Genomic DNA, 21,392 nt, shown 5'->3' with positions numbered 1-21,392 from the left:
CCATGACCGACAATCCGCATCATCTGACAACGCCCTCAGGCAAACCGCGCGCGCGGAATTTCGGCATCGGCTTCGACGGGCGGCCCGGACCGTTCAATGCGATCACCGACGTGCCCGGCGTGGCTGTCGGCTATGCGACGCTGATCTCGGGCGATGGCGCGCTTGTCGTCGGCGGGGGACCAGTGCGCACCGGCGTGACCGCGATCCTGCCCAGGCCGCTCGCCGACCTCGCCACGCCGGTCTTCGCCGGCATCTTCAGCCAGAACGGAAACGGCGAACTGACCGGCTCGCACATCGTCGAGGAAACCGGGGCTTTCAACTTCCCGATCACCATCACCAACACGCATTCCTGCGGTGTTTCACGCGACGGCACGCTGCGCTGGATGCAAAGCGTGCTGCCGGCAGCGCTCGACAGCGGCTGGGGGCTGCCGGTGGCGGCGGAGACCTATGACGGCTTCCTCAACGACATCAACGGTCACCATTTGACGTCAGCGCATGTTGCGCAGGCCCTCGACGGCGCCGCCGGCGGACCGATCGAGGAAGGCAGCGTCGGCGGCGGTACCGGCATGATCACTTTCGGCTTCAAGGCCGGCTCCGGCACCGCATCGCGCATCGTCGAATGGCACGGCCGTGCCTACACCGTCGGCGCCTTCGTGCAGTCTAATTTTGGAAAACGGCGCAATATCACCATTCGCGGCCTGCGCGTCGGGCCGGAACTCGTCGAGCCGGCGGTCCGCGAAGGCACACCGCGTGCTGAAAAGGGCTCGATCATTGCCGTCGTCGCCACCGACGCACCGTTCCTGCCGCATCAGATGAAGCGGCTGGCCCGCCGGGTGCCGCTCGGCGTCGCCATGACCGGCGGCTTCGGCTATCACAGCTCAGGCGACATTTTTATCGCCTTCTCAACCGCCAATGCGAGCGCAGCGCTGGCGCCCTCCGGCCGCATCGCCAGCGCCAATTTTATTCCGGACACCGATATCGATCCGTTTTTCGATGCGGTGATCCAGACCGTGGAGGAAGCAATCCTCAACGCGGTGGTTGCCAACGACGATATGACCGGACGCGACGGAAATTTCGTGCCGGCGCTGCCGAAGGCGTGGCTGAAGGAGAAGTTTGGCTGAAGACAAAAACGCGGGCCAGAAGCCCGCGCTGGAACAACGTCGCCGCTATGCGATCATTCCGCGGCTTTTCCGGGGGGCTGCTGGCTTTCCTCGGCCTCGGCGGCTTCCTCAAGCCGGGATGCGATAAGTTCCTGGATATCGCCGACTTCTTCCTGGATGTCCTCCAGCGGGATGCCGACCTCGGCCGCCTCGGCGGCGCACTCCTTGGCCAGGGTTTCGGCCTGCTTGTCGATCCTTGCCTGGGAGGACTGGCAATGGACCTTTTCGCCGATCCATCCCCGCAAGAATTCGATGGCGTGTTCACTCATACTGCTGTTCCCTGGCGGCAAAGCCGGTTGGTAATCATAAACGTCGACATCCCGCAAAGGATGCATGTCCCCATTCCAGCCGAGTCGCGGTCGGCCGGCAAGCCAATGCCGTCCAAGGTCCACAGAGCCATAGGAAATCGAGGGGTCAAGAGCATTTTCTGATTCTGGAGGAGTCGGTACCGTTGGCTAGGTCACGCCCAGCGCTGCGCCACTGTTTCTATTTGCTTTTTTCCGGTTTCCGAGCCGATTTCCGTCACAATAGATGGCGCAACATACTACACATTCACAGTTGCTTCGAGGTGTGGCCCTCGAGCGCGCGGGTCGAAGCCGCCGCTATATAGTGACATCCTCCTGCAATGTCGACTCCGCTCGCCATGCTGCTTCTTTCCGCCGCGCCGAAGGCTCCGCAACGGACCAAGAGCAAGTGACGATGGACGCGAACGGGGTGGAGCAAGCCTCGGCGGAATCGCTCAGACGGGCACAGCCACCACCGCCGCGCAGTCGCCGGCCTTGACCAGCCCGGGGAAATGCCGCGCCGCCAGCATGCCCGACATTTTTGCCTGGATCTCCTGCGGGGCGATGCCGGTGCGGCCGGTGGAATGGATGCGCGCCAGCACCGCGCCCTTTTCGACGGGTTCACCGAGATCGACCATGGTTTCGATCATGCCGTCATCTTCGGCGAAGGAGAAACAATCGCCCGATGGCATATCCAACCACTGGGTTGAGGTCTTCTCCACCGCACCGGCGACAATGCCGGCGTGGCGCAGCACGTTGAGAATGCCGTGCCGCGCGATCCGCACGGTTTGCGCGCGCGACGTGCCGCCGCCGCCAAGCTCGGTGCTGACGAAGACCTTGCCCATCTCCTCGGCTGCCGTGTCATACATGCCGATGGCGTCGATTTCGATCATGCGCATCGAGAACGGGGCGGCGAAGGCTGCGACCGCGTCGAAGGCTTTCTGTTCCAGCGCCTTGTCGGGCAAGGTGTGCGCGGCGCAGAACGGCACGAAGTCCAGCGTCTTGCCGCCGGAATGGAAGTCGAACACGATGTCGGCGCGGGGGAGCAGCTCACGCTGGAAATAGTCGGCGATCTTTTCGGTCACCGTTCCGTCCGGCCGGCCGGGAAAGCTGCGGTTCATGTTGCCCTTGTCGATCGGCGAGGTGCGCTTGCCGGCACGGAAGGCCGGATAGTTCATTGCCGGCACGATGATCACCGTGCCGCTGACATCTTTCGGGTCGAGCGTGCGGGCGAGATCGTAAAGGGCCAGCGGTCCCTCATACTCATCGCCATGGTTGCCCCCGGTCAGCAGCGCTGCCGGCCCGTTGCCGTTGCGGATGACGCAGATCGGGATCATCACCGAGCCCCACGCGGAATCGTCGCGGCTGTAGGGCAAGCGCAGGAAACCGTGCTGGATGCCGTCGCGGTCGAAATCGACGGTCGGCGCGATCGGCGACGGGCGGGTGCTGGACATCGGGCTCAATCCTTCACCGCCAGCTTACGCGGCACATTGGCCAGGCACTCTACACCGGTTTCGGTGATCAGGATGGACTCGGTGATTTCCAGTCCCATCGTTTCCAGCCACAGGCCGGTCATGAAATGGAAGGTCATGCCGGGCTTGAGTTCGGTGCGGTCGCCGGGACGCAGGCTCATCGTGCGCTCGCCCCAGTCCGGCGGATAGGACAGTCCGATCGAATAGCCGGTGCGGTTGTCCTTGATGATGCCGTATCGCTTGAGGACACCGAAGAAGGCGTTGGCAATGTCCTCGCAGGCGTTGCCGGGTTTCGCCGCGGCCAGCCCCGCTTCCATGCCTTCCAGCGTCGCCTTCTCGGCATCGAGGAATTCCTGCGTCGGCTTGCCGAGGAAGACGGTGCGCGACAGCGGGCAGTGATAGCGATTGTAGCAGCCGGCAATCTCGAAGAAGGTGCCCTCGCCCCGCTTCATCGGTCTGTCATCCCAGGTCAGATGCGGCGCCGAGGCATCGGCACCCGACGGCAGCAGCGGCACGATCGCCGGATAATCACCGCCGATACCGTCGACGCCGCGCGTGCCGGCATCATAGATTTCGGCAACGAGATCGCATTTGCGCATGCCGACCTCGATCTTGTCGAAGATGCGCTGGTGCATCGCTTCGACGATGCGGGCCGCCTTGCGCATATAGTCGATCTCGGTCGGGCTCTTCACCGCACGCTGCCAGTTGACCAGCGCGGTGGCATCGACAAAGCGGGCATTGGGCAAATGCTTCTGCAGCGACGCGAAGGCGGCCGCCGAGAACCAGTAATTGTCCATTTCGACGCCGACTGTCAGCTTGCCCCAGCCGCGATCCGCAAGCACGCTCGCCAAAAAATCCATCGGGTGGCGCTCGGTCGACTGCACATAGTGGTCGGCATAGCCGACGATGTTGTCGTGCGCGAGATAGGCGGTGCGCTTGGCGCCGTTGGCGTCCTGGCCGCGGCCGTACCAGACCGGCTCGCCCGAAGGCGGCACGATAACCGCCTGGTGCACATAGAACGACCAGCCATCATAGCCGGTCAACCAGGCCATATTGGAAGGATCGCTGATAACAAGAAGATCGACGCCCTTCACCTCCATGGCTTTGCGCGTTTTGGCGAGACGATCCGCAAATTCGCCGCGCGAGAACTTCAGGTTCGGTTGCATTGTTCTTGGTCCTCGTTTGTTGGGCCTTGCGGCCGGTATCAGCTTTGAATCCAACTCGTCGTTCTTGTTTGAGAGTGATCTCTGGACAAAACGGAAACTGTTTGTCCGAGAAAACCTGTTCCCACTTTTCCGGATCACGCTTTGGCCAGCATCAGCTTTCGAAAATCGTTCCGGAGTTGGCCACCCTCGCGCGATCTCGAGCGAGCGTGGCGATCGCCGTGTCCTGGACGCCAGTGCCGGTGAGGTCGGCGATGGTGATGTCGCTGGCCGAGCGCCGGCCATGTTTTTCGCCGGCGATGATCTGGCCGAGTTCGGTCACCTCTTCCTCGGCGGCCATCACGCCCGCCGCGATGGCATGGTGCAGCTCACCCAACCGCCTTGTCTGGCGGGCACTGTCGGCGACATAGAGATCGGCCATGCGCAGGATTGCCGGCGCGATCTCGTTCTTATGCTCGGCGTCGGAACCCATCGCGGTGATGTGCTGGCCGGCGGAAACGAATCCCGCCTTGATCAGCGGCTCGGTCGAAGGCGTGGTGGTGACGATGATGTCGGCGCCGGCGACCGCGTTTGCCGCGTCGGATTCAGCGCGCACGACGATGCCGATCTTTTCGCGCAGGGCTCCGGCGGTCGCCTCGGCCTTTGCCGCATCGCGCGCCCAGATGCGCGCCTCGGCAATCGGCCGCACCAGCATGAGGGATTCCAATTGCAATCCGGCCTGGACGCCGGCGCCGAAGATCGCGGCAACGGACGAGTCCTGCCGCGACAGATGTTTGGCGGCGACGGCGCCGGCGGCAGCCGTGCGGACGTCGGTGAGATAGCCATTGTCGAGCAACAGCGCCTCGACTAGGCCGGTCTTGGCCGAAAGCAGCACCATCATGCCGTTGACGCTGGGCAGGCCGAGCTTCGGATTGTCGAAGAAGCCGGGGCTGATCTTGATGGCGAAGCCGTCAATGCCCGGCACATAGGCTGTCTTCACGTCGACCTCGCCGTGGTACTCGGGAATGTCGAGCCGCAGGATCGGCGGCATCGCCACCGGCAGGGTAGCGAGCGCGCGGAAAGCGTTTTCAATGCAGGCGACGGCATCGAGATCGAGTGTCACGATCGCCCGCAACTCTTTCTCGGTAAGGATGGTCATCCGGCTCATGCGGCGCGCTCCGGAGTGGCAAGCTCTGCAAAGGACAGCGTTCTGTCACACCCCCCTCTGTCCTGCCGGACATCTCCCCCGCAAGGGGGGAGATTGGACTTCATCTTTGCCTTCGCCAATCTCAGACGCCGCAAGAAAAGCGGCAGCATCGAAGCTGCCGATCTCCCCCCTTGCGGGGGAGATGTCCGGCAGGACAGAGGGGGGTGTGAAGAAACTCGGCGTGAAAGACGTTTCATCCGGCGCGACCCGCATTTATCGAAGTGTCACCGCAGACGATTTTCCGATGCAGCTCCATATCAATGTTTCGGCCAGAAAGAAGCACAACCACCGGCCCGTTCGCCGTAATCTTGCCGGCGAGCAGTGCGGCGATGCCGACCGCGCCGGCGCCCTCGACGATCTCGCGCTCCTGCGCATAGGCGTGGCGGATGCCGGCGGCGATCTCGTCTTCGCTGAGCAGGACGACATCGTCGAGCAGGTCGCGGCACATGGCGAAGGTCAGCCGGTTGTCGAGGCCGATGCCACCACCGAGCGAATCCGCCAGCGTCGGCAATTCTTCCACCAGCACCGGCTGGCCCGCATCGAGGCTGGCCTTCATCGCCGCGCCACGCGCCATCGAGACACCGACGACTTTTGTCCGGGGGCTGACGCCTTTGATGGCTGTAGCAACCCCTGATGCGAGCCCACCGCCGGAGATCTGGGCCAGAACGAGGGCGGCATCCGGGACCTGCTCGATCATCTCAAGCCCGAGCGTGCCTTGCCCGGCGATAATGTCGGGATGGTCGAAGGGCGGCAGCATAACCAGCCCCTCTTGCGCCACCAGCCGATCGACCTCCTGCTGGGCATCGTCCTGGCTGTCGCCGACGATGCGGACTTCCGCGCCAAGCCGGCGGATCTCGTCGAGCTTGTTGCCGGGCACCAGGCGCGACATGCAGATTACGGCGCGCATGCCCTCAAGCTTCGTCGCATGCGCCAGCGCGCGGCCGTGATTGCCGGTCGAGGCCGCGACCACGCCCCGCGCCTTCTGTTCGGCGTTCAACGAGGCGACGGCGTTCGAGGCGCCACGCAGCTTGAAGCTGCCGGTGGTCTGGCGATGCTCGAGCTTGAGGTGAACGGGGACGCCGAACTGTTCCGAGAGGCTGTGGGACAAGACGGTTGGCGTGCGCTCGACTTTACCAGCGATACGCTCACGGGCGGTACGGATGTCGGTGAGAATGACGGCGGGCATCACGAAACGCCCCCCTCTGGCCTGCCGGCCATCTCCCCCTCAAGGGGGGAGATTAGCGGCTGCAACACCTTCGCCAATTGTCGATGTTGCAGGAAGAGCGGTGACGCATGAACTGCCAATCTCCCCCCTTGAGGGGGAGATAGCCGGCAGGCCAGAGGGGGGTGCTCGCTCACACTGGACATAATCTTACTGAACCAAGGGCAACGTCATCAGCCGCCCGAACTCAGGATGCGGCGCCTCATCCCCGCACAATCTCAGGCAGTTCCAGGCGGTCGCCTGGTTGCTGGTCACCACGGGACGTCCAATAGAATTTTCCATGCCGGTGACCGCGAGGGCGCTACGCAGCGCCGTGCACGACACGAACAGCGCATCGGCGCTGGCGTCGGTCGCTTCACGCGCCAGGTCGACAAGCGTTGCCGGTGCGATGCGTGCCATCTCGCGGTCGTCCTCGAAGCCGAGGCAGGTGAAGCTGACGATCTCGAAGCCGCGCGCGGCGAAATAGGCGGCCATCGGCCTGGATGTCTCGACCGTGTAGGGAGTGAGAATGCTGATCTTGTTTGCGCCCAGAGCACGCAGCCCGCGCACGCCCGCCATCGGCGGTGTGACCACCGGCACGCCGGGCTTTGCGACCTGGATCGCCGCCTCGATCTCGGCATCGCCGATCACCACCGAGGCCGAAGTGCAGGAATAGCAGATGGCATCGAGCTTCTCGTCCGGCAGGATCAGGGCCGCGCCCGCCGTCAGCGCCGGCTGCATCTTGCGCAGGTTTTCAGGCGTCGTCGGGTTGGCATAGGGAATGCGCGCGACATAGACGCCGACCCGCTCGCCCGCCACCATGCGGCGGAAATCCGGTTCGCTGGTATGGTCGGTGGCCAGGATAATCAGGCCGACGCGCCGCTCCAGCGGGCGCGCATCCAGCGCCGACCGTTTCGGGTAGACCTTGATCTCGGGCAAGGGTTTCATCGGCTACCTCTCGATCTTGCCGTAGCGGCGTTCCAGCCAGCGCAGCAGCACGACCGAAAACAGACTGATGACCAGGAAGAAAGCACCGACCAGGGTGATCGGCTCGATATAGCGATAGTAGGTGTTGGCGACGCTTTTGGCCTGGTTCATCAGTTCCAGCACGGTGATTGCCGACAGCAGCGGCGTTTCCTTGAACATGGCGATGAAGTAATTGGCGAGCGCCGGTATCATCGGCGGGATAGCCTGCGGAATGATGATGTTGGTCCAGGTCTGCGTGGCGCTCAGATTGCACGCCTTGGCCGCTTCCCACTGGCCGCGCGGCACATTGTCGATGCCGGCGCGATAAACTTCCGCCGTGTAGGTGCCGTAGTGCAGCCCGAGCCCGATGACACCGGCGACCAGCGGCGGCAGCAGGATGCCGATGTCGGGCAGCACGTAGAAAATGAAATAGAGCTGCACCAGCAATGGCGTGCCGCGGATGAACTCTGCGAGGAAGCCGACCGTGCGCGACAGCGCTTTGTTGGGCGAGCGGCGCGCAAGCGCAATGCCAAGCCCGACGATCGCCGCCAGCACCGAGCCGAGCAGCGTCGCCAGGATGGTGATCTTCACCCCCTGGATCAGCGTCGGCATGATTTCCCAGACGAAGTTCCAATCCCACTCCATCAGCAAGCCCAATTTGTCAGAAGGGAATTGGCCATCAGGCACGCACCCCATCGAGGCCGCGCGCCATGCGTCGTTCCAGCGAGCGCACGCCCCACGAGATGAGCAGGGCGAGGACGAAATAGATGATCAGGATGGTGGTGAACGGCACCAGGGTGTTGCCGGTCTGGGCGCGCACCACCTGCGCCTGGAAGGTCAGGTCGGTGAGCGAGATCAGCGACACCACGGCGGTCGCCTTGAGCAATTCGATGGCATTGTTGCCAAAAGTCGGCAGCATCACCAGCAGCGCCTGCGGCAGGATGATGTGGCGCATGCCTTGCCAGCGGCCGAGATTGAGCGCTGTGCAGGCCTCATACTGTTCGCGGCCGATCGACTGGATGGCGCCACGCACCACTTCGGCGGCATAGGCGCCGACATTGAGGCCGAGCGCCAGCACGCCGGCCTGCAACGGGGTCAGCGAAATGCCGATGAAGGGCAGCACGAAATAGGCCCAGAACAACTGCACGAAGATCGAGGTGCCGCGGAAGAATTCGATGTAGGCGGTAGCCAGCGCGCGCAGCACGAAGAAACGCGACAGCCGCCCCATTCCGGCAAGAAAGGCCATGAACAGCGCAAGCACCGACCCCATCAGCGTCAGCTCGATGGTGACAAGCGCTCCCTGCAATATCAGGCCGAAATAGCCGGACCACTGGGTCATCTAATGTACTGTTCCACCTGGACGTTTGGTCGAAGCCCCCTCACCCGGCCTCCGCTACGCTCGGCCGACCTCTCCCCGGCGGGGAGAGGAGACCACCAGCGTCGGCGCCAGCCTCTTCTCCCCAGCCGGGAGAAGGTGGCCCGAAGGGCCGGATGAAGGGGTCTTCCTTACTTCACTTCGCCGCGCAGAGCTTGTCGCGGCTGGTCGACATCGCGGCCGCCGCCGAGAAGCCGTAGGGCTCGATGATCTTGGCGAACTCGCCTGATTTCTTCATCTTGGCCAGTTCTACGTCGAAGGCGTCGCGCAGTGCCTCGTCGCCCTTCTTGAAGGCGGCGCCGTCGCAATAGACCGGTGCGCCCTGCACCGGAGCGATGACTTCGAGGTTCGGATCGTTGGCCTTCTTGACCAGATCATTGATCGACAGGACGGGCAGCGAATAAGCGTCGATGCGGCCATCCTGAAGCATCTTCACGCCGCTCTGGCCATCCGGCACGACGATGACGCGATCGCGTGGCACGCCGGCATTGAGGGCGAGCTTCTCCTCAGTGCCGCCGCCCGGCGCACCGATGGTCGCAGTCGTATCCTTGGCGACATCCTCATAGCTCTTGAAGCCCTTCGGATTGCCCTTCTTCACCAACATCGCCTCGGCATCGCAAAGCACCGGCTCGGAATAGACGACGGCGGCGCAGCGTTCCGGCTTCATGAACAGGCCGGCGGTGACGACATCGAAGCGACCGGCCTGCAGGCCAGGGATCATGGCGCCATATTCGGAGATCGAAGCGGCGACGTCGGCGACGCCGAGCCGCTTGAATATCTCGCGGGCCACATCAGGCGCGGCACCCGAAACCTTGCCGTCGGCGGCGACCGCCGTATAGGGCGGCTCGTTGGCGATGGCGAGGCGGGCGAAACCTTGCGCCTTGAGCTGTTCGAGCTTGCTGTCATCGGCCGAACCCACGTTCGAGGCGGCCAGCACCGCCGCCAACGCAAGGCTGGCGACGCCAGCCAGAATGCCAAGTTTTTTCATTGTTCCCAACTCCTTGTTTCTTGTCTTGCTTTGTTACGAGGCGGCTCTCGCCACCTCGGGACGACTTCGTCGCCTTGGGCATTGCGGTCAGACGCGATGTCCGGCCGCGATGATCTTCTTCAGGAAGCCTTGCGTGCGCTCCTGCTTGGGATTGCGGAAAATCTCGTCGGGCTTGCCCTCCTCGACGATCCTGCCACGATCGAAGAACAGCACCCGGTCGGCGAAATCATGGGCAAAGCCCATCTCGTGGGTGACCAGCAGCATGGTCATGTCGGTCTCGGCGGCAAGCTTGCGCATGACGTTCATCACCTCCTCGACCAGCTCCGGATCGAGCGCCGACGTCACCTCGTCGAACAGCATGATCTTTGGCGACAGCGCCAGCGCCCGGGCGATCGCCACGCGCTGCTTCTGCCCGCCGGAAAGCTGTGCCGGCATGCTTTTCGCCTTGTCGGCCATGCCGACCATCTCGAGCAGTTCCATCGCCCGCTTTTCGGCGGCCGCACGCGGCGTGCCCTTGGTCAGCATCGGCGCCAGCGTGACATTGTCCATGACGCATTTGTGCGGAAACAGGTTGAACAGCTGGAAGACCATGCCGATCTTCTGGCGCATCCTTGTCAGGTGTCGCTCATCGGCGGGCAGCAACTGGCCGTTGCGTTCCATGTGATAGAGCTGCTCACCGTCGATCTGGATATGACCGCCATCGATGCGCTCCAGCGTCATCAGGATGCGCAGGATTGTCGTCTTGCCCGAGCCCGACGGGCCGATCAGTGCCAGCTTTTCGCCAGGCATGACCTGCATCGACAGGCCGTCCAGCACTTTGAAAGTGCCGAAGCTTTTTGAAATGGCGTCGATCTTGATGATGGGCGTGGGCACTGCAGTTCCCCGTCCTGGAGAGGTCTATGCTCTTAACGATGCGGAACGCGCCAAATCATGTCAATTGAGAAAATAATATCATGACAATTATTTCTGATTCCGCACAATTTCCGAGCAACCCCAGCCTAGATAGCGAGCAGCAGGTGTTCCGGATCGCCAAGCAGCAGCTTGGTGACAACGCCGAGGCCGGCGCGCAGTTCCCCCTCGGTGGTCGAACCCAGCGAGATACGCACCGCCGGATGCCACGGCGCAGCCGAAATACGGAAGGACGTGCCGGGTGCAATCGCCACACCCTGCAGGCGGGCCTGGGCGACAAAGCTTTCCTCGGCGCGGTCGGCCGGCAGTTGCAGCCAGACATGCAGCCCGTCTCGCCGGGCGCGATAGCCGACCCCCGCCAGCACTTGCGCTGCAATATCCTGCCGGCGCCGCAAAGCCGCGCGCTGCCAGTGGACAAGCTCCATCGCCGTCCCGTCGGTCACCCATTTTGTGGCGATCTCGGCCACCAGCGGCGTCGCCATCCAGTTCGAAACCAGATGCCGGTTGGCGACGGCGGCGACATAGCGGTCGGGTGCGACGAGATAGCCGATGCGCAGCCCGGGCACGGTGATCTTGGTGAAGGAGGTGACGTAGAGCGTGCGCTCCGGCGCGAACGCGGCAACCGGCGGCGGCCGGTCTTCGACCAGCGGACCGAGCACATCGTTCTCGATGATAGCGATGTCGTGCTTGCGCGCAACCGCCGCGATCTGCTCGCGCCGCGCCGCATCCATCAACGTCGCCGTCGGGTTGATCACCGAGGGCTGCACGAAGACCGCGCGGATGTCGGAAAGCCGGCAGGCTTCGTCCAGCGCTTCCGGGATCAGGCCGTTGTCGTCGATCGGCAGGCCTTCCAGGTTGAAGCCGAGATAGCGTGCCAACGGCACCAGCGTATGGTGGCCGATCGCCTCGGTGGCGACCGTCGAGCCCGGCGGGGCGACACTCATCAGCGCTACCGTCATGCCGGCGGTGGCGCCGTTGGTCAGGCTGATGTTCTGCGCGGAGGTGTCGAGACCGCACAGTTTCAGCCATTCGACCGCCACCGCGCGGTGGCGCGGAAACACCATGTTGGGCCGAAACGACAGTGCCGAACTCGACGGCAGGTTCTCGGCCAGCCAGCCCAGCGCCTGCTTCAGCCGCTCCAGATGCATCGGCTCGCAGACCGGCTTCAGGATCGACAGATCGATGACTTCGCCGAGCCGCTCCGGCAGATAGGGCGGTTCCGGCTCGCGGCGCTGCGTCTGGACGAAGCTGCCGCGGCCGATCTCGCCCGAAATCAGCCCGCGGCGGATCAATTCCTCATAGGCGCGGCTCACCGTCTGCACAGAAAGCTTGAGGTCGTCGGCCAGACGTCGATGGGTCGGCAGCCGCGCGCCATTGGCGAGGCGCCCGTCATGGATGGCGCGCGCGAACTGGTCGGCCAGCGATTGATAGGCCGGGCGCCGGATGAGCGCGGGATCGGGTTGCCACAATGTCATGACTTATTAGAGATCGAAATCAGTGCAATTGACAATCGAAATAATGCGCCGTCATGGTACTCGGACGAAAAGTGAGCTCTGATGACATCCGCGAAACTCGACCCGATCGACCTGAAAATCCTCGACGCCATCCAGCGCGACGGACGCATCACCAAGTTGGCGCTGGCCGAGCAGGTCGGCCTGTCGCCGACGCCGTGCTGGATGCGGCTGCGCAAGCTGGAGAAGGCCGGCATCGTCTCGGGCTATCACGCCAGGATCGCCATGCGCGTCGTCGCACCCGTTGCCACCGTCCTGATGGAGGTGACGCTGGCAAACCACCGCCAGGCCGATTTCGACCGCTTCGAGCGCGTCATCCGCGATGTTCCCGAGATCGTCGCCTGCTGGTCTGTCGGCGGCGGCGTCGACTATGTGGTGAAGGTGATGGCGCGCGACATCGACGCCTATCAGCGGCTGGTCGATGGCTTGCTCGAACGGGAAATCGGCATCGACCGCTACTTCACCTACATCGTCACCAAGACGGTGAAGGACGAGATCGCGCTGCCCATAGCCGACCTGCTGCCGGCGTCGGCTTAAGGCGGAGAGATCATCTGTCGGGGCGGGACAAAAGAGAGAGTCTCTCTCCTTCGAGGCATCCAAACAGCCTCTCTATCTGCATCGGGCGGATAGTCTTCCCGCATCAGTCCGAACCGGGAGGTCTCGACCATGTCCGCGCATTTCGCCCGCTCGCATCGCCATGAAGCGCTCGACCGCCTGACCGACCGCCGGCTGCTGCGTGAACTCGCCTATGTCGATGGCCACTGGACGGCAAGCGAAGCCGCTGAAAGCTTCGAGGTCACCGATCCGGCCACCGGCACGACTGTCGCTTTCGTCGCCGCGCTAGATGCACGGCAGACGACAAAGGCGATCGATGCCGCCGCACGCTCCTTTCCGGCATGGCGGTCGCTGTTGCCGCAGGAGCGCTCCAAAATCCTGCGCAAATGGTTCGAGTTGATCATCGGCGCCAAGGATGATCTGGCTCTGCTGATGACGCTGGAACAGGGCAAGCCGCTGCAGGAATCGCTGGGCGAGATCGACTACGCCGCCTCTTTCATCGAGTGGTATGCCGAGGAAGCAAAACGCCTGAACGCCGAGAGCGTCACCAGCCATCTGCCGAACGCCGAAATGATCGTGCGGCGCGAGCCGCTCGGTGTCGTCGGCATCGTCACGCCGTGGAACTTTCCGTCGGCGATGCTGACCCGCAAGGCTGCGGCAGCCCTTGCCGCCGGCTGCACCATCGTTGCGCATCCGTCCTCGGAAACACCGCTGTCGGCGCTGGCGCTGGCCGAACTCGGTGAGCGCGCCGGCCTGCCCGCAGGCGCCTTCAACATCGTCACCGGCAAGGCTTCGACCATCGTCGGGCGGATGTGCGAAGACCCGCGCGTTCGCGCCATGAGCTTTACCGGCTCGACCGAGATCGGCCGGCTGATCGCCGCGCAGAGTGCTGCGACCATGAAGCGGCTGGTGATGGAGCTTGGCGGCCATGCCCCGCTGATCGTCTTTGCCGATGCCGATCTGGACAAAGCGGTTGATATCGCCATCGACGCCAAATTCGCCACGTCGGGCCAGGACTGCCTCGCCGCCAACCGCATTTACGTCCAGCGTCCGATCTACGATCGGTTCTGCGCCGCCTTCGCCAAGCGCATCGAGACGCTGCGGACCGGCAATGGCCTTGCAGATGACATTGACATCGGGCCGCTGATGCATAAGCGCGCCATCAAGAAGGTGGAAGAGCAGGTCGCAGACGCGCTGACCCATGGCGCGCGCTGCCTCACCGGCGGCAAGCGACATCAGGCTGGCCCCCTGTTCTACCAGCCGACACTGCTGGCCGATGTTTCCGACGAGGCGCTGATCATGCGCGAGGAGACGTTTGGCCCGGTTGCCGCCGTGACGCCGTTCGACAGCGAGGATGAAGTGATTGCCCGCGCCAACGCCACCGAGTATGGCCTCGTCGCCTATGTCGTAACGGAGAATGGTGGCCGGCAGCAGCGCATGGGCCGCGCGCTCGACTACGGCATGGTCGCCATCAACCGCGTCAAGATCACCGGCGCGCCGATCCCGTTCGGCGGCGTCAAGCAATCGGGCATCGGGCGCGAAGGCTCGCGCCACGGACTCGAGGCTTTCACCGATCTCAAATATCTCTGCCTCGATGTAGCTTAAGCTGCACCGGAATCACCCTTTTGTCAGGAGTTAAAAGAATGCTCGACCAGTCCAACGAACTCGCCGCCTGGGATCGCGACCACTTCTTCCATCCCTCGACGCATATGGGCACGCATGCGCGGGGCGAAAGCCCGACGCGCATCATGGCCGGCGGCGAAGGCGTCACCGTCTGGGACAACAATGGCAGGAAGAGCCTCGATGCCTTCGCCGGCCTCTATTGCGTCAATGTCGGCTACGGCCGCCAGAAGATCGCCGACGCCATCGCCGCCCAGGCGAAGAACCTCGCCTACTACCACGCCTATGTCGGCCACGGCACCGAAGCCTCGATCACGCTCGCCAAGATGATCATCGACCGCGCGCCGCAAGGCATGTCGAGGGTCTATTTCGGCCTCTCAGGCTCGGATGCCAACGAAACCAACATCAAACTGATCTGGTACTACAACAACGTGCTCGGCCGGCCGGAGAAGAAGAAGATCATCTCGCGCTGGCGCGGCTATCACGGCTCGGGCGTGATGACGGGATCGCTGACCGGGCTCGACCTGTTCCACAACGCCTTCGACCTGCCGCGCGCGCCGATCCTGCACACCGAGGCGCCTTATTATTTCCGCCGCGCCGACCGCTCGATGAGCGAGGAGCAATTTTCGCAGCATTGCGCCGACAAGCTCGAGGAGATGATCCTGGCTGAGGGCCCGGAAACGGTCGCTGCCTTCATCGGCGAGCCGATCCTGGGCACCGGCGGCATCGTGCCGCCGCCGGCCTTCTATTGGGAAAAGATCCAGGCGGTGCTTAAGAAGTACGATGTGCTGCTGGTCGCCGACGAAGTGGTGACGGGCTTCGGCCGGCTGGGCACCATGTTCGGCTCCGACCACTACGGCATCAAGCCGGACCTGATCACCATCGCCAAGGGCCTGACCTCGGCCTATGCGCCGCTGTCGGGCGTCATCGTCGCGGACAAGATGTGGCAGGTGCTGGTTGAAGGCTCCGACAAACTCGGTTCGCTCGGCCATGGCTGGACCTATTCCGCGCATCCGATCTGCGTTGCCGCCGGCGTCGCCAATCTCGAACTGATCGACGAGATGGATCTTGTGACCAATGCCGGCGAGACAGGCGCCTATTTCCGCCCCGAACTGGCCAAGGCGGTCGGCGGCCACAGGAATGTCGGCGACGTCCGCGGCGACGGCATGCTGGCGGCGGTGGAGTTCGTCTCCGACAAGGACGACCGGGTGTTCTTCGACGCTTCGCTCAAGATCGGGCCGCAGGTGGCGACGGCGCTTGCCGCAAGCGGCGTCATCGGCCGCGCCATGCCGCAGGGCGACATTCTGGGCTTTGCGCCGCCGCTCTGCCTGACCCGCGAGGAAGCCGACATCGTCGTGTCGAAGACAGCCGATGCGGTGAAAAACGTGTTTGCCGATCTCTGAGAGTGACTATGAATGCCATGACCAGGACCCTCCCCGCCACCATGGCCGCCGTGCTGCTGACCGGGCACGGCGGACCGGAAAAACTCGTCTACCGCAGCGACGTGAAAGTGCCCTCGCCCGCTCCCGGTGAAGTGCTGGTCAAGGTCAGCGCTTGCGGGATGAACAACACCGATGTCTGGGTGCGCCAGGGCGCCTATGGCACGGAGGAGGACGCTGCCGCCGTGTCGACATGGCGCCGCCAGGGCAACACGCTTGTTTTCCCGCGCATCCAGGGCACGGACACCGTCGGTATCGTCGCCGCTGTCGGCGAAGGAGTGTCGCCGGACCGTATCGGCGAACGGGTGATGGTCGATTTCTCGATCTACAATCGCGACGACGATTCGCTCGCCGACATCGACTATATGGGCCACGGCCGCGACGGTGGTTACGCCGAATACCAGGCGGTGCCGGCCGAGAACGCTCATGTCATCGACACCGACATGAGCGATATCGAACTCGCCACCTTCTGCTGCGCCTACCTGACCGGTGAACAGATGCTGGAGCGCGCCGCGCTCAAGGCCGGCGAGCGCGTGCTGGTCACCGGCGCCTCGGGCGGCGTCGGCTCCGGCATCGTGCAATTGGCACGGGCGCGCGGCGCCATCCCCTATGCCGTCGTCGGCAAGGGCAAGGAGCAGGCGGTGCGCGACATCGGCGCAGAGGCTGTCATCACCCGTGGCGTTGCCGACCTGCCGCATGCCGTGAACGAGGCGACCGGAGGCCAGCCGATCGACGTTGTCGCCGACCTCGTTGGCGGTGCCATCTTCAATGACCTCCTGCGTATTCTCAGGCCCGAGGGCCGCTACACCACGGCTGGCGCAATCGCCGGCCCGGTCGTGCAGCTCGATCTCAGGACCATGTACCTGAAGCAATTGCAGCTGCATGGCTCAAGCCAGGGCACGCGCGCGGATTTCCGCCGCATCGTCGGGCACATCGAGGCGAAAAAGATCCGGCCGCTGGTCGGCGGCGTCTACAAGCTCTCCGATTTCCACCATGCGCAAGCGGATTTCATCGCCAAGGATTTCGTCGGCAAGCTGGTGGTGGTGCCGGATGCCATGTGGGGTTCGGCTATCTGAACGACCGATGTCTCAACCCTGCTGGGCCGCCCGCAGCAGCATGCCGAACAGGTCGCGCGGCTCGTCGGGGTCGGCCAGCATGTCGAGTTCCTGATAGAGGCCGGTCGAGCGCAGTTGATCCCTGACGTAACGCAGTGCCGAAAAATCCTCGATGGCGAAACCGACCGAATCAAACAGCGTGATCTGGGTCGCATCGCGCCGGCCTTGTACGGCGCCCGACATCACCTGCCACAGCTCGGTCACCTTGTGATCTGGTGCAAGCTGCTGGATCTCGCCCTCGATGCGCGTCTGCGGCGGATATTCGACGAAGATGTCGGAGCGCAGCAGGATATCGCGGTGCAGTTCGGTCTTGCCGGGACAGTCGCCACCGACGGCGTTGATGTGCACGCCGGAGCCGACCATGTTGTCGGTGAGGATGGTGGCGCACTGCTTGTCGGCGGTGACGGTGGTGATGATGTCGGCCCCTTCTACCGCCTCTTGCGCGGTGCCGCAGGCGACCATGTCGAAGCCGAGGCCGGCCAGATTGCGGATGCATTTTTCGGTGGCCTTGCGATCGATGTCGTAAAGCCTCAGCCTGTCGACGCCGAGCAGCGCCTTGAAGGCTACCGCCTGGAATTCGGCCTGAGCGCCGTTGCCGATCAGCGCCATGCAGTCGGAGCCAGTCGGCGCCAGGTACTTGGCGGCCAGGGCCGACATCGCCGCCGTGCGCAGCGCGGTCAGGATGGTCATTTCCGACAGCAATACGGGGTAGCCATTGTGGACATCGGCGAGCATTCCGAAGGCGGTCACCGTCTGGCGGCCCTCGCGCATGTTCTTGGGGTGCCCGTTGACATATTTGAAGCCATAGACCTCGCCGTCGCTGGTCGGCATCAGCTCGATGACGCCTTCGGCGCTGTGCGAGGCGACGCGCGGCGTCTTGTCGAACAGTTCCCAGCGGCGGAAATCGTCCTCGATGTAGCCTGAGAGTTCGACGAGGAAGCGCTCGACGCCGATCTTCAGCACCAGCTTCATCATGTGGTCGACGCTGACGAAGGGGACGATGTTGAGATTGGGAATCATTTTTTCTTGTCCTTGCCGCATGCAGCCGGTCAGTCCTGGCGATGCGCGTTGTGCGTCTTCATCATCGTTGCCAGCGCAGGGTCATTTTGCTCCAGCGCCCTGATGGCTCCGCCTGTGTCGTAGAGGCGCTCATCCTGACCCATCTTGAACTTGGCCTCGAGCCGATCGATCGGCAGGTCAAACCCTATGACACCAGGTATGCGCCGCTCCATGCCGCCAGGGCCGAGCTCGCGCATGCGCCAGCGATCCTCGCGATCTTTCTCCAGCACGTCGACAAGCTGCAAGAGATGCCGGGCGGTGGCATGATCGTCGAGCGGAACCGGATGCCCATGGCAATGCACGACAGCAAAATTCCAGGTCGGCGCGCTGTCGCGCACCGGGTTGCGCGGATACCAGGACGGCGAGATGTAGCCATGTGGGCCGTGGAAGATAGCGACCGTCTCCCAGCCTTCGCTGATCAAGGTGCTGTGCGGATTGGCCCTGGCGAGATGCGAGACCAGCGTTCCGTTTTCACCACGCGCGCGATCGAGCACGAAGGGAAGATGCGAGACGACAAGGCCCTGCGGTCCCGCTGTCACCACCGTCGCGAAGGCCGCAGCCTCGATCAGGCCGAACACCTCGTCCGACGACAGCGGCGCAAATTCAGGCTTGGTATACATCAGGTCAGCTTCGCTGAGCGCGAACCGCCGGGATCAGGCCTTGCGGGCGAACCAGCAGTACCGCGATGACCCCCGACAGCACGATGGCATCGCGGTAGGGCGCGATCGCTCCCGGAAGCGTCGCCTGCAACAAAACCTCGATGATGCCGAGCAGAAAACCGCCGGCGACAGCACCGGGCAAGCTGCCGAGCCCGCCGACGACGGCGGCGATGAAGGCCTTCAGCACCGGCGTAAAGCCCATCAGCGGATCGACTGAGGCACGCTGCGCCACCCACAGCATGGCCGCCAGCCCGGCAAGCAGGCCGGAGAGCAGGAAGGCGGTGGCGATGATGCGGCTGGCCGGAATGCCCATCAGGCGCACGACGTCGAAATCTTCCGCCGCGGCGCGCATCGCCGTGCCGGTCACCGAGCGGCGAAGGAAGACTTCCAGCGCAATCAGCGCCAGTGCGGAGACGACGATGGAGATGCTGGGACCGACGCCGATGGTGAAATCGCCGAAGGAGAAGGCGCCGGTCATCCAACCGGGCATGGCGACAGCTTGCGGCCGCGCCGAAATGCCGTTCTGGAATACGACCTTCAACAGGCTGGAGACGGCAAAGCTGGTCAACAGCAGGCTGGTGACGCTGGCGCCGCGCATCGGCCTGAAGGCGATACGCTCCATGGCGACAGCGGCGAGCGCGCCGCAGGAGACGGCGACAAGCACGGCTACCGGGAAGGGAAAGCCGAGCACCAGCGAGGCCAGAAGCGCGTAGCCCGACAGCGTCATCAGCTCGCCATGGGCGAAGTTGATGAGGCCGACGATGGAAAAGACGATCGCCAGCCCGAGCGCCAGCAGCGCATAGACGCCGCCGAGGCTCACCGCATTGATGATCTGCTGCGCGATCATGCTTCTCAAGCTCCCAAATAGGCCTGGCGGACGAGGTCCGAGGAGGCGAGTTCTTTTGCCGTGCCGGCCAGCACCACTTCGCCATTGGCGAGCACGACGGCGCGGTCGGCGATTTCGAGCGCCAGCGCCACATTCTGTTCGACCAGAAGGATGGTCAGGCCCTTGCGGCGCAGTTCGGCGATCAGGTCGAAGACGGTGTCGATCAGTTGCGGGGCAAGGCCGAGCGAGGGCTCGTCGAGCAGGATCATGCGCGGCTTGCCCATCAGCGCGCGGGCGATGGCCAGCATCTGCTGTTCGCCGCCCGACAGATTGCCGCCCTTGACGCGATGGTAGCGGCGCAGGATCGGGAACAACTCCAGCATCTCCTCCTCGCGCAGCCTTGCCTCGGCCGCCGGCTGATGCACCGCGCCGCCGAGACGCAGATTGTCGGCCACCGTCAGGCTGGCGAAGATACGGCGGCCTTCGGGAACCAGCGCGACGCCCTTGCGGGCTATCGCCTCCGGCGCCAGGCCGGTGATGTCGACACCGTCGAAGACCACCTTGCCGGATGCCGCCGGCACCAGCCCGGCGACGGCGCCGAGCGTCGAGCTCTTGCCGGCGCCGTTGGCGCCGACCAGCGCGATGATCTCGCCGCTGCCGACGGTGAGGTCGACGCGGCGCACCGCCTCGACCTCGCCGTACCGGATTTTCAGGGCTTCGACGCTCAGCATGACATCACGGCGCGGGAACGTCGGCAGCGTCGGGGATCAGTGTCTGGACATGCTTGCCCTCGCCGCCCTCGTAGCGCATCAGCGCCACTGGCCGCAACGGCATGCGATCGGTGCCGGCATAGGTGATCTTGCCGGTGATGCCTTCGAAATCCTTGAGGCCGGCGATGGCGTCGCGGATCGCCTTCGGGTCGTCGGAGCCGGCCGTCTTGACCGCCTGGTCGAGGATCAGGCCGATCTCGTAGCCATTGACCTCATAGGTCGATTCCGGTGCGTGGCCGGCATATTTGGTGAAGGCGGCGTTGAAGGCCTCTAGCTTGCTGCCCGGCTCGGCATAGCCGGCCGCGGTGTAGACGACGCCGTCGACCAGCTTGCCGAGCGCCTTGATGGTCGGCGTGCCGATGGCATCGGCGCCATAGACCGGGATGGTGACGCCGGCGCCGCGCAATTGCTGGATGAAGGCCGGGAAATCCGGCTCGTAGGCCGCCGTCATGATCAGGTCGGGCTTGTCGGCCAGGCCCTTGATGTTGGTGATCTCGGCGGAAAAGTCGGGCTGGCCCATGCTGAAGGTGCCGCGGCCGACAATGGCGCCGCCCTTCTTCTCGAACACTTTGCCGAAATATTCCGGCAGATTGGCGGTGTAGGTGGAGTCCGGCGAGGTCAGCAGGAACACCTTCTTCTTGCCTTCGGAGACGGCAAAGTCGGCGACCGCCGTCGCCTGCACATTGTCGGCCGGATAGGTGCCGAACATGACGTCGCCGACCGCGCCGGTCAGCACCGGGGCGGAGCCGCACAGCGTCAGGGTCGGAATGCCGAGCGGCTGGGTGAGCTGGCCGGCGGAAATCGAGGGATCGGCATCGCACGGCGTGATCATGATCTTGGCGCCGGCGTCGATCAGCTCCTGGGCGACGGTGGCGGTCTGCGCGGTATCGGAGCGCGTGTCCTTGATCAAAAGCTTGACGGTGTATTTGCCGCCGAGCCCGCCCTTGGCGTTGAGTTCGTCGAGCGACATGCGCAGGCCGGCAAGTGCCGGCTGGTCGTAAGGGGCAAGGCCGCCGGTCTGCGCGGTCGCGGCACCGATGATGATCTCCTCGGCGCTGGCCGTCGAAATGGCGGCGATGCCGAACACGGCAGCGCACAGGGCGGCGCGATGGAGGCGATAGAGGCTTGGCATGT

21 protein-coding genes are annotated in these 21,392 nt (G+C 64.1%); 5 read left to right on the top strand and 16 right to left on the bottom strand.

Going from position 1 to position 21,392, the window contains the following annotated elements:
• Positions 1–2 precede the first annotated feature (2 nt).
• Entirely contained in the window at positions 3–1,121 is a 1,119-nt protein-coding gene (locus tag NKI21_RS14770) for a DmpA family aminopeptidase (protein ID WP_352440708.1), read from the top strand.
• Positions 1,122–1,174: 53 nt separating this feature from the next.
• Here the strand turns inward: NKI21_RS14770 and NKI21_RS14765 are convergent, their stop codons facing one another.
• The 11 genes from NKI21_RS14765 to ehuR all read right to left on the bottom strand — a co-directional run bounded on the left by NKI21_RS14765 (position 1,175) and on the right by ehuR (position 12,179).
• Positions 1,175–1,495, bottom strand: a complete 321-nt coding sequence (locus NKI21_RS14765) for a hypothetical protein (RefSeq protein ID WP_245273059.1) — start codon at positions 1,493–1,495, stop codon at positions 1,175–1,177.
• Between the two features lie 404 nt (positions 1,496–1,899).
• Positions 1,900–2,898 (bottom strand): N(2)-acetyl-L-2,4-diaminobutanoate deacetylase DoeB, encoded by a 999-nt coding sequence (gene doeB / locus NKI21_RS14760; RefSeq protein ID WP_023809041.1) that lies wholly within the window; start codon positions 2,896–2,898, stop codon positions 1,900–1,902.
• A 5-nt stretch (positions 2,899–2,903) separates the two neighbouring features.
• On the bottom strand, positions 2,904–4,082 hold the full coding sequence (gene doeA / locus NKI21_RS14755; RefSeq protein ID WP_023809042.1) for an ectoine hydrolase DoeA: 1,179 nt from the start codon (positions 4,080–4,082) through the stop codon (positions 2,904–2,906).
• A 151-nt stretch (positions 4,083–4,233) separates the two neighbouring features.
• Positions 4,234–5,226, bottom strand: a complete 993-nt coding sequence (gene eutC, locus NKI21_RS14750; protein WP_352440709.1) for an ectoine utilization protein EutC — start codon at positions 5,224–5,226, stop codon at positions 4,234–4,236.
• Positions 5,227–5,458: 232 nt separating this feature from the next.
• Positions 5,459–6,451 (bottom strand): hydroxyectoine utilization dehydratase EutB, encoded by a 993-nt coding sequence (eutB, locus tag NKI21_RS14745; protein WP_352440710.1) that lies wholly within the window; start codon positions 6,449–6,451, stop codon positions 5,459–5,461.
• A 186-nt stretch (positions 6,452–6,637) separates the two neighbouring features.
• Complete coding sequence (gene eutA, locus NKI21_RS14740) at positions 6,638–7,414, bottom strand: ectoine utilization protein EutA (RefSeq protein ID WP_352440711.1); 777 nt, start codon at positions 7,412–7,414, stop codon at positions 6,638–6,640.
• A gap of 3 nt (positions 7,415–7,417) precedes the next feature.
• The gene (gene ehuD, locus NKI21_RS14735) at positions 7,418–8,077 is read right to left on the bottom strand and encodes an ectoine/hydroxyectoine ABC transporter permease subunit EhuD (protein ID WP_352440712.1); all 660 of its coding nucleotides are present in this window, start codon (positions 8,075–8,077) and stop codon (positions 7,418–7,420) included.
• 34 nt (positions 8,078–8,111) lie between these two features.
• Positions 8,112–8,771, bottom strand: coding sequence for an ectoine/hydroxyectoine ABC transporter permease subunit EhuC (gene ehuC / locus NKI21_RS14730; RefSeq protein WP_023809047.1), 660 nt, complete (start codon positions 8,769–8,771; stop codon positions 8,112–8,114).
• A 172-nt stretch (positions 8,772–8,943) separates the two neighbouring features.
• The gene (gene ehuB / locus NKI21_RS14725) at positions 8,944–9,795 is read right to left on the bottom strand and encodes an ectoine/hydroxyectoine ABC transporter substrate-binding protein EhuB (RefSeq protein ID WP_023809048.1); all 852 of its coding nucleotides are present in this window, start codon (positions 9,793–9,795) and stop codon (positions 8,944–8,946) included.
• An 87-nt stretch (positions 9,796–9,882) separates the two neighbouring features.
• A complete protein-coding gene (gene ehuA, locus NKI21_RS14720) occupies positions 9,883–10,668 on the bottom strand; it encodes an ectoine/hydroxyectoine ABC transporter ATP-binding protein EhuA (RefSeq protein ID WP_023809049.1) in 786 nt (261 codons plus the stop codon).
• Positions 10,669–10,793: 125 nt separating this feature from the next.
• Positions 10,794–12,179 (bottom strand): MocR-like ectoine utilization transcription factor EhuR, encoded by a 1,386-nt coding sequence (gene ehuR / locus NKI21_RS14715; RefSeq protein ID WP_023809050.1) that lies wholly within the window; start codon positions 12,177–12,179, stop codon positions 10,794–10,796.
• Between the two features lie 81 nt (positions 12,180–12,260).
• On the opposite strand from ehuR, the gene NKI21_RS14710 reads away from it, so the two are divergent.
• The 4 genes from NKI21_RS14710 to NKI21_RS14695 all read left to right on the top strand — a co-directional run bounded on the left by NKI21_RS14710 (position 12,261) and on the right by NKI21_RS14695 (position 16,905).
• Positions 12,261–12,752 carry an Lrp/AsnC family transcriptional regulator gene (locus NKI21_RS14710; protein WP_023809051.1) on the top strand — a complete coding sequence of 164 codons (492 nt, stop codon included), beginning with the start codon at positions 12,261–12,263 and terminating at the stop codon, positions 12,750–12,752.
• Positions 12,753–12,881: 129 nt separating this feature from the next.
• Complete coding sequence (locus NKI21_RS14705) at positions 12,882–14,375, top strand: NAD-dependent succinate-semialdehyde dehydrogenase (RefSeq protein ID WP_352795660.1); 1,494 nt, start codon at positions 12,882–12,884, stop codon at positions 14,373–14,375.
• A gap of 38 nt (positions 14,376–14,413) precedes the next feature.
• Positions 14,414–15,793: an aspartate aminotransferase family protein gene (locus NKI21_RS14700; protein ID WP_352866085.1), complete on the top strand. Its 1,380-nt coding sequence runs from the start codon at positions 14,414–14,416 to the stop codon at positions 15,791–15,793.
• Positions 15,794–15,801: 8 nt separating this feature from the next.
• Positions 15,802–16,905 carry an alcohol dehydrogenase family protein gene (locus NKI21_RS14695; RefSeq protein WP_023809054.1) on the top strand — a complete coding sequence of 368 codons (1,104 nt, stop codon included), beginning with the start codon at positions 15,802–15,804 and terminating at the stop codon, positions 16,903–16,905.
• Positions 16,906–16,917: 12 nt separating this feature from the next.
• On the opposite strand, the gene ocd is transcribed toward NKI21_RS14695, so the two are convergent.
• The 5 genes from ocd to NKI21_RS14670 are packed head-to-tail and all read right to left on the bottom strand — an operon-like array spanning position 16,918 to position 21,390.
• Positions 16,918–17,964: an ornithine cyclodeaminase gene (gene ocd / locus NKI21_RS14690; protein WP_352795664.1), complete on the bottom strand. Its 1,047-nt coding sequence runs from the start codon at positions 17,962–17,964 to the stop codon at positions 16,918–16,920.
• Positions 17,965–17,993: 29 nt separating this feature from the next.
• Positions 17,994–18,623: an FMN-binding negative transcriptional regulator gene (locus NKI21_RS14685; RefSeq protein ID WP_352866080.1), complete on the bottom strand. Its 630-nt coding sequence runs from the start codon at positions 18,621–18,623 to the stop codon at positions 17,994–17,996.
• A gap of 4 nt (positions 18,624–18,627) precedes the next feature.
• A complete protein-coding gene (locus tag NKI21_RS14680) occupies positions 18,628–19,509 on the bottom strand; it encodes a branched-chain amino acid ABC transporter permease (RefSeq protein WP_027035600.1) in 882 nt (293 codons plus the stop codon).
• 5 nt (positions 19,510–19,514) lie between these two features.
• Positions 19,515–20,219 (bottom strand): ABC transporter ATP-binding protein, encoded by a 705-nt coding sequence (locus tag NKI21_RS14675; RefSeq protein ID WP_023809058.1) that lies wholly within the window; start codon positions 20,217–20,219, stop codon positions 19,515–19,517.
• Positions 20,220–20,223: 4 nt separating this feature from the next.
• The gene (locus NKI21_RS14670) at positions 20,224–21,390 is read right to left on the bottom strand and encodes an ABC transporter substrate-binding protein (protein ID WP_023809059.1); all 1,167 of its coding nucleotides are present in this window, start codon (positions 21,388–21,390) and stop codon (positions 20,224–20,226) included.
• Positions 21,391–21,392 lie beyond the last annotated feature (2 nt).

The organism is Mesorhizobium sp. M0715, assembly GCF_040320355.1.
Lineage (GTDB): Bacteria > Pseudomonadota > Alphaproteobacteria > Rhizobiales > Rhizobiaceae > Mesorhizobium.
The sequence above is the reverse complement of the archived record's forward strand: the minus strand, read 5'-3'. Positions and strand labels throughout refer to the sequence as shown.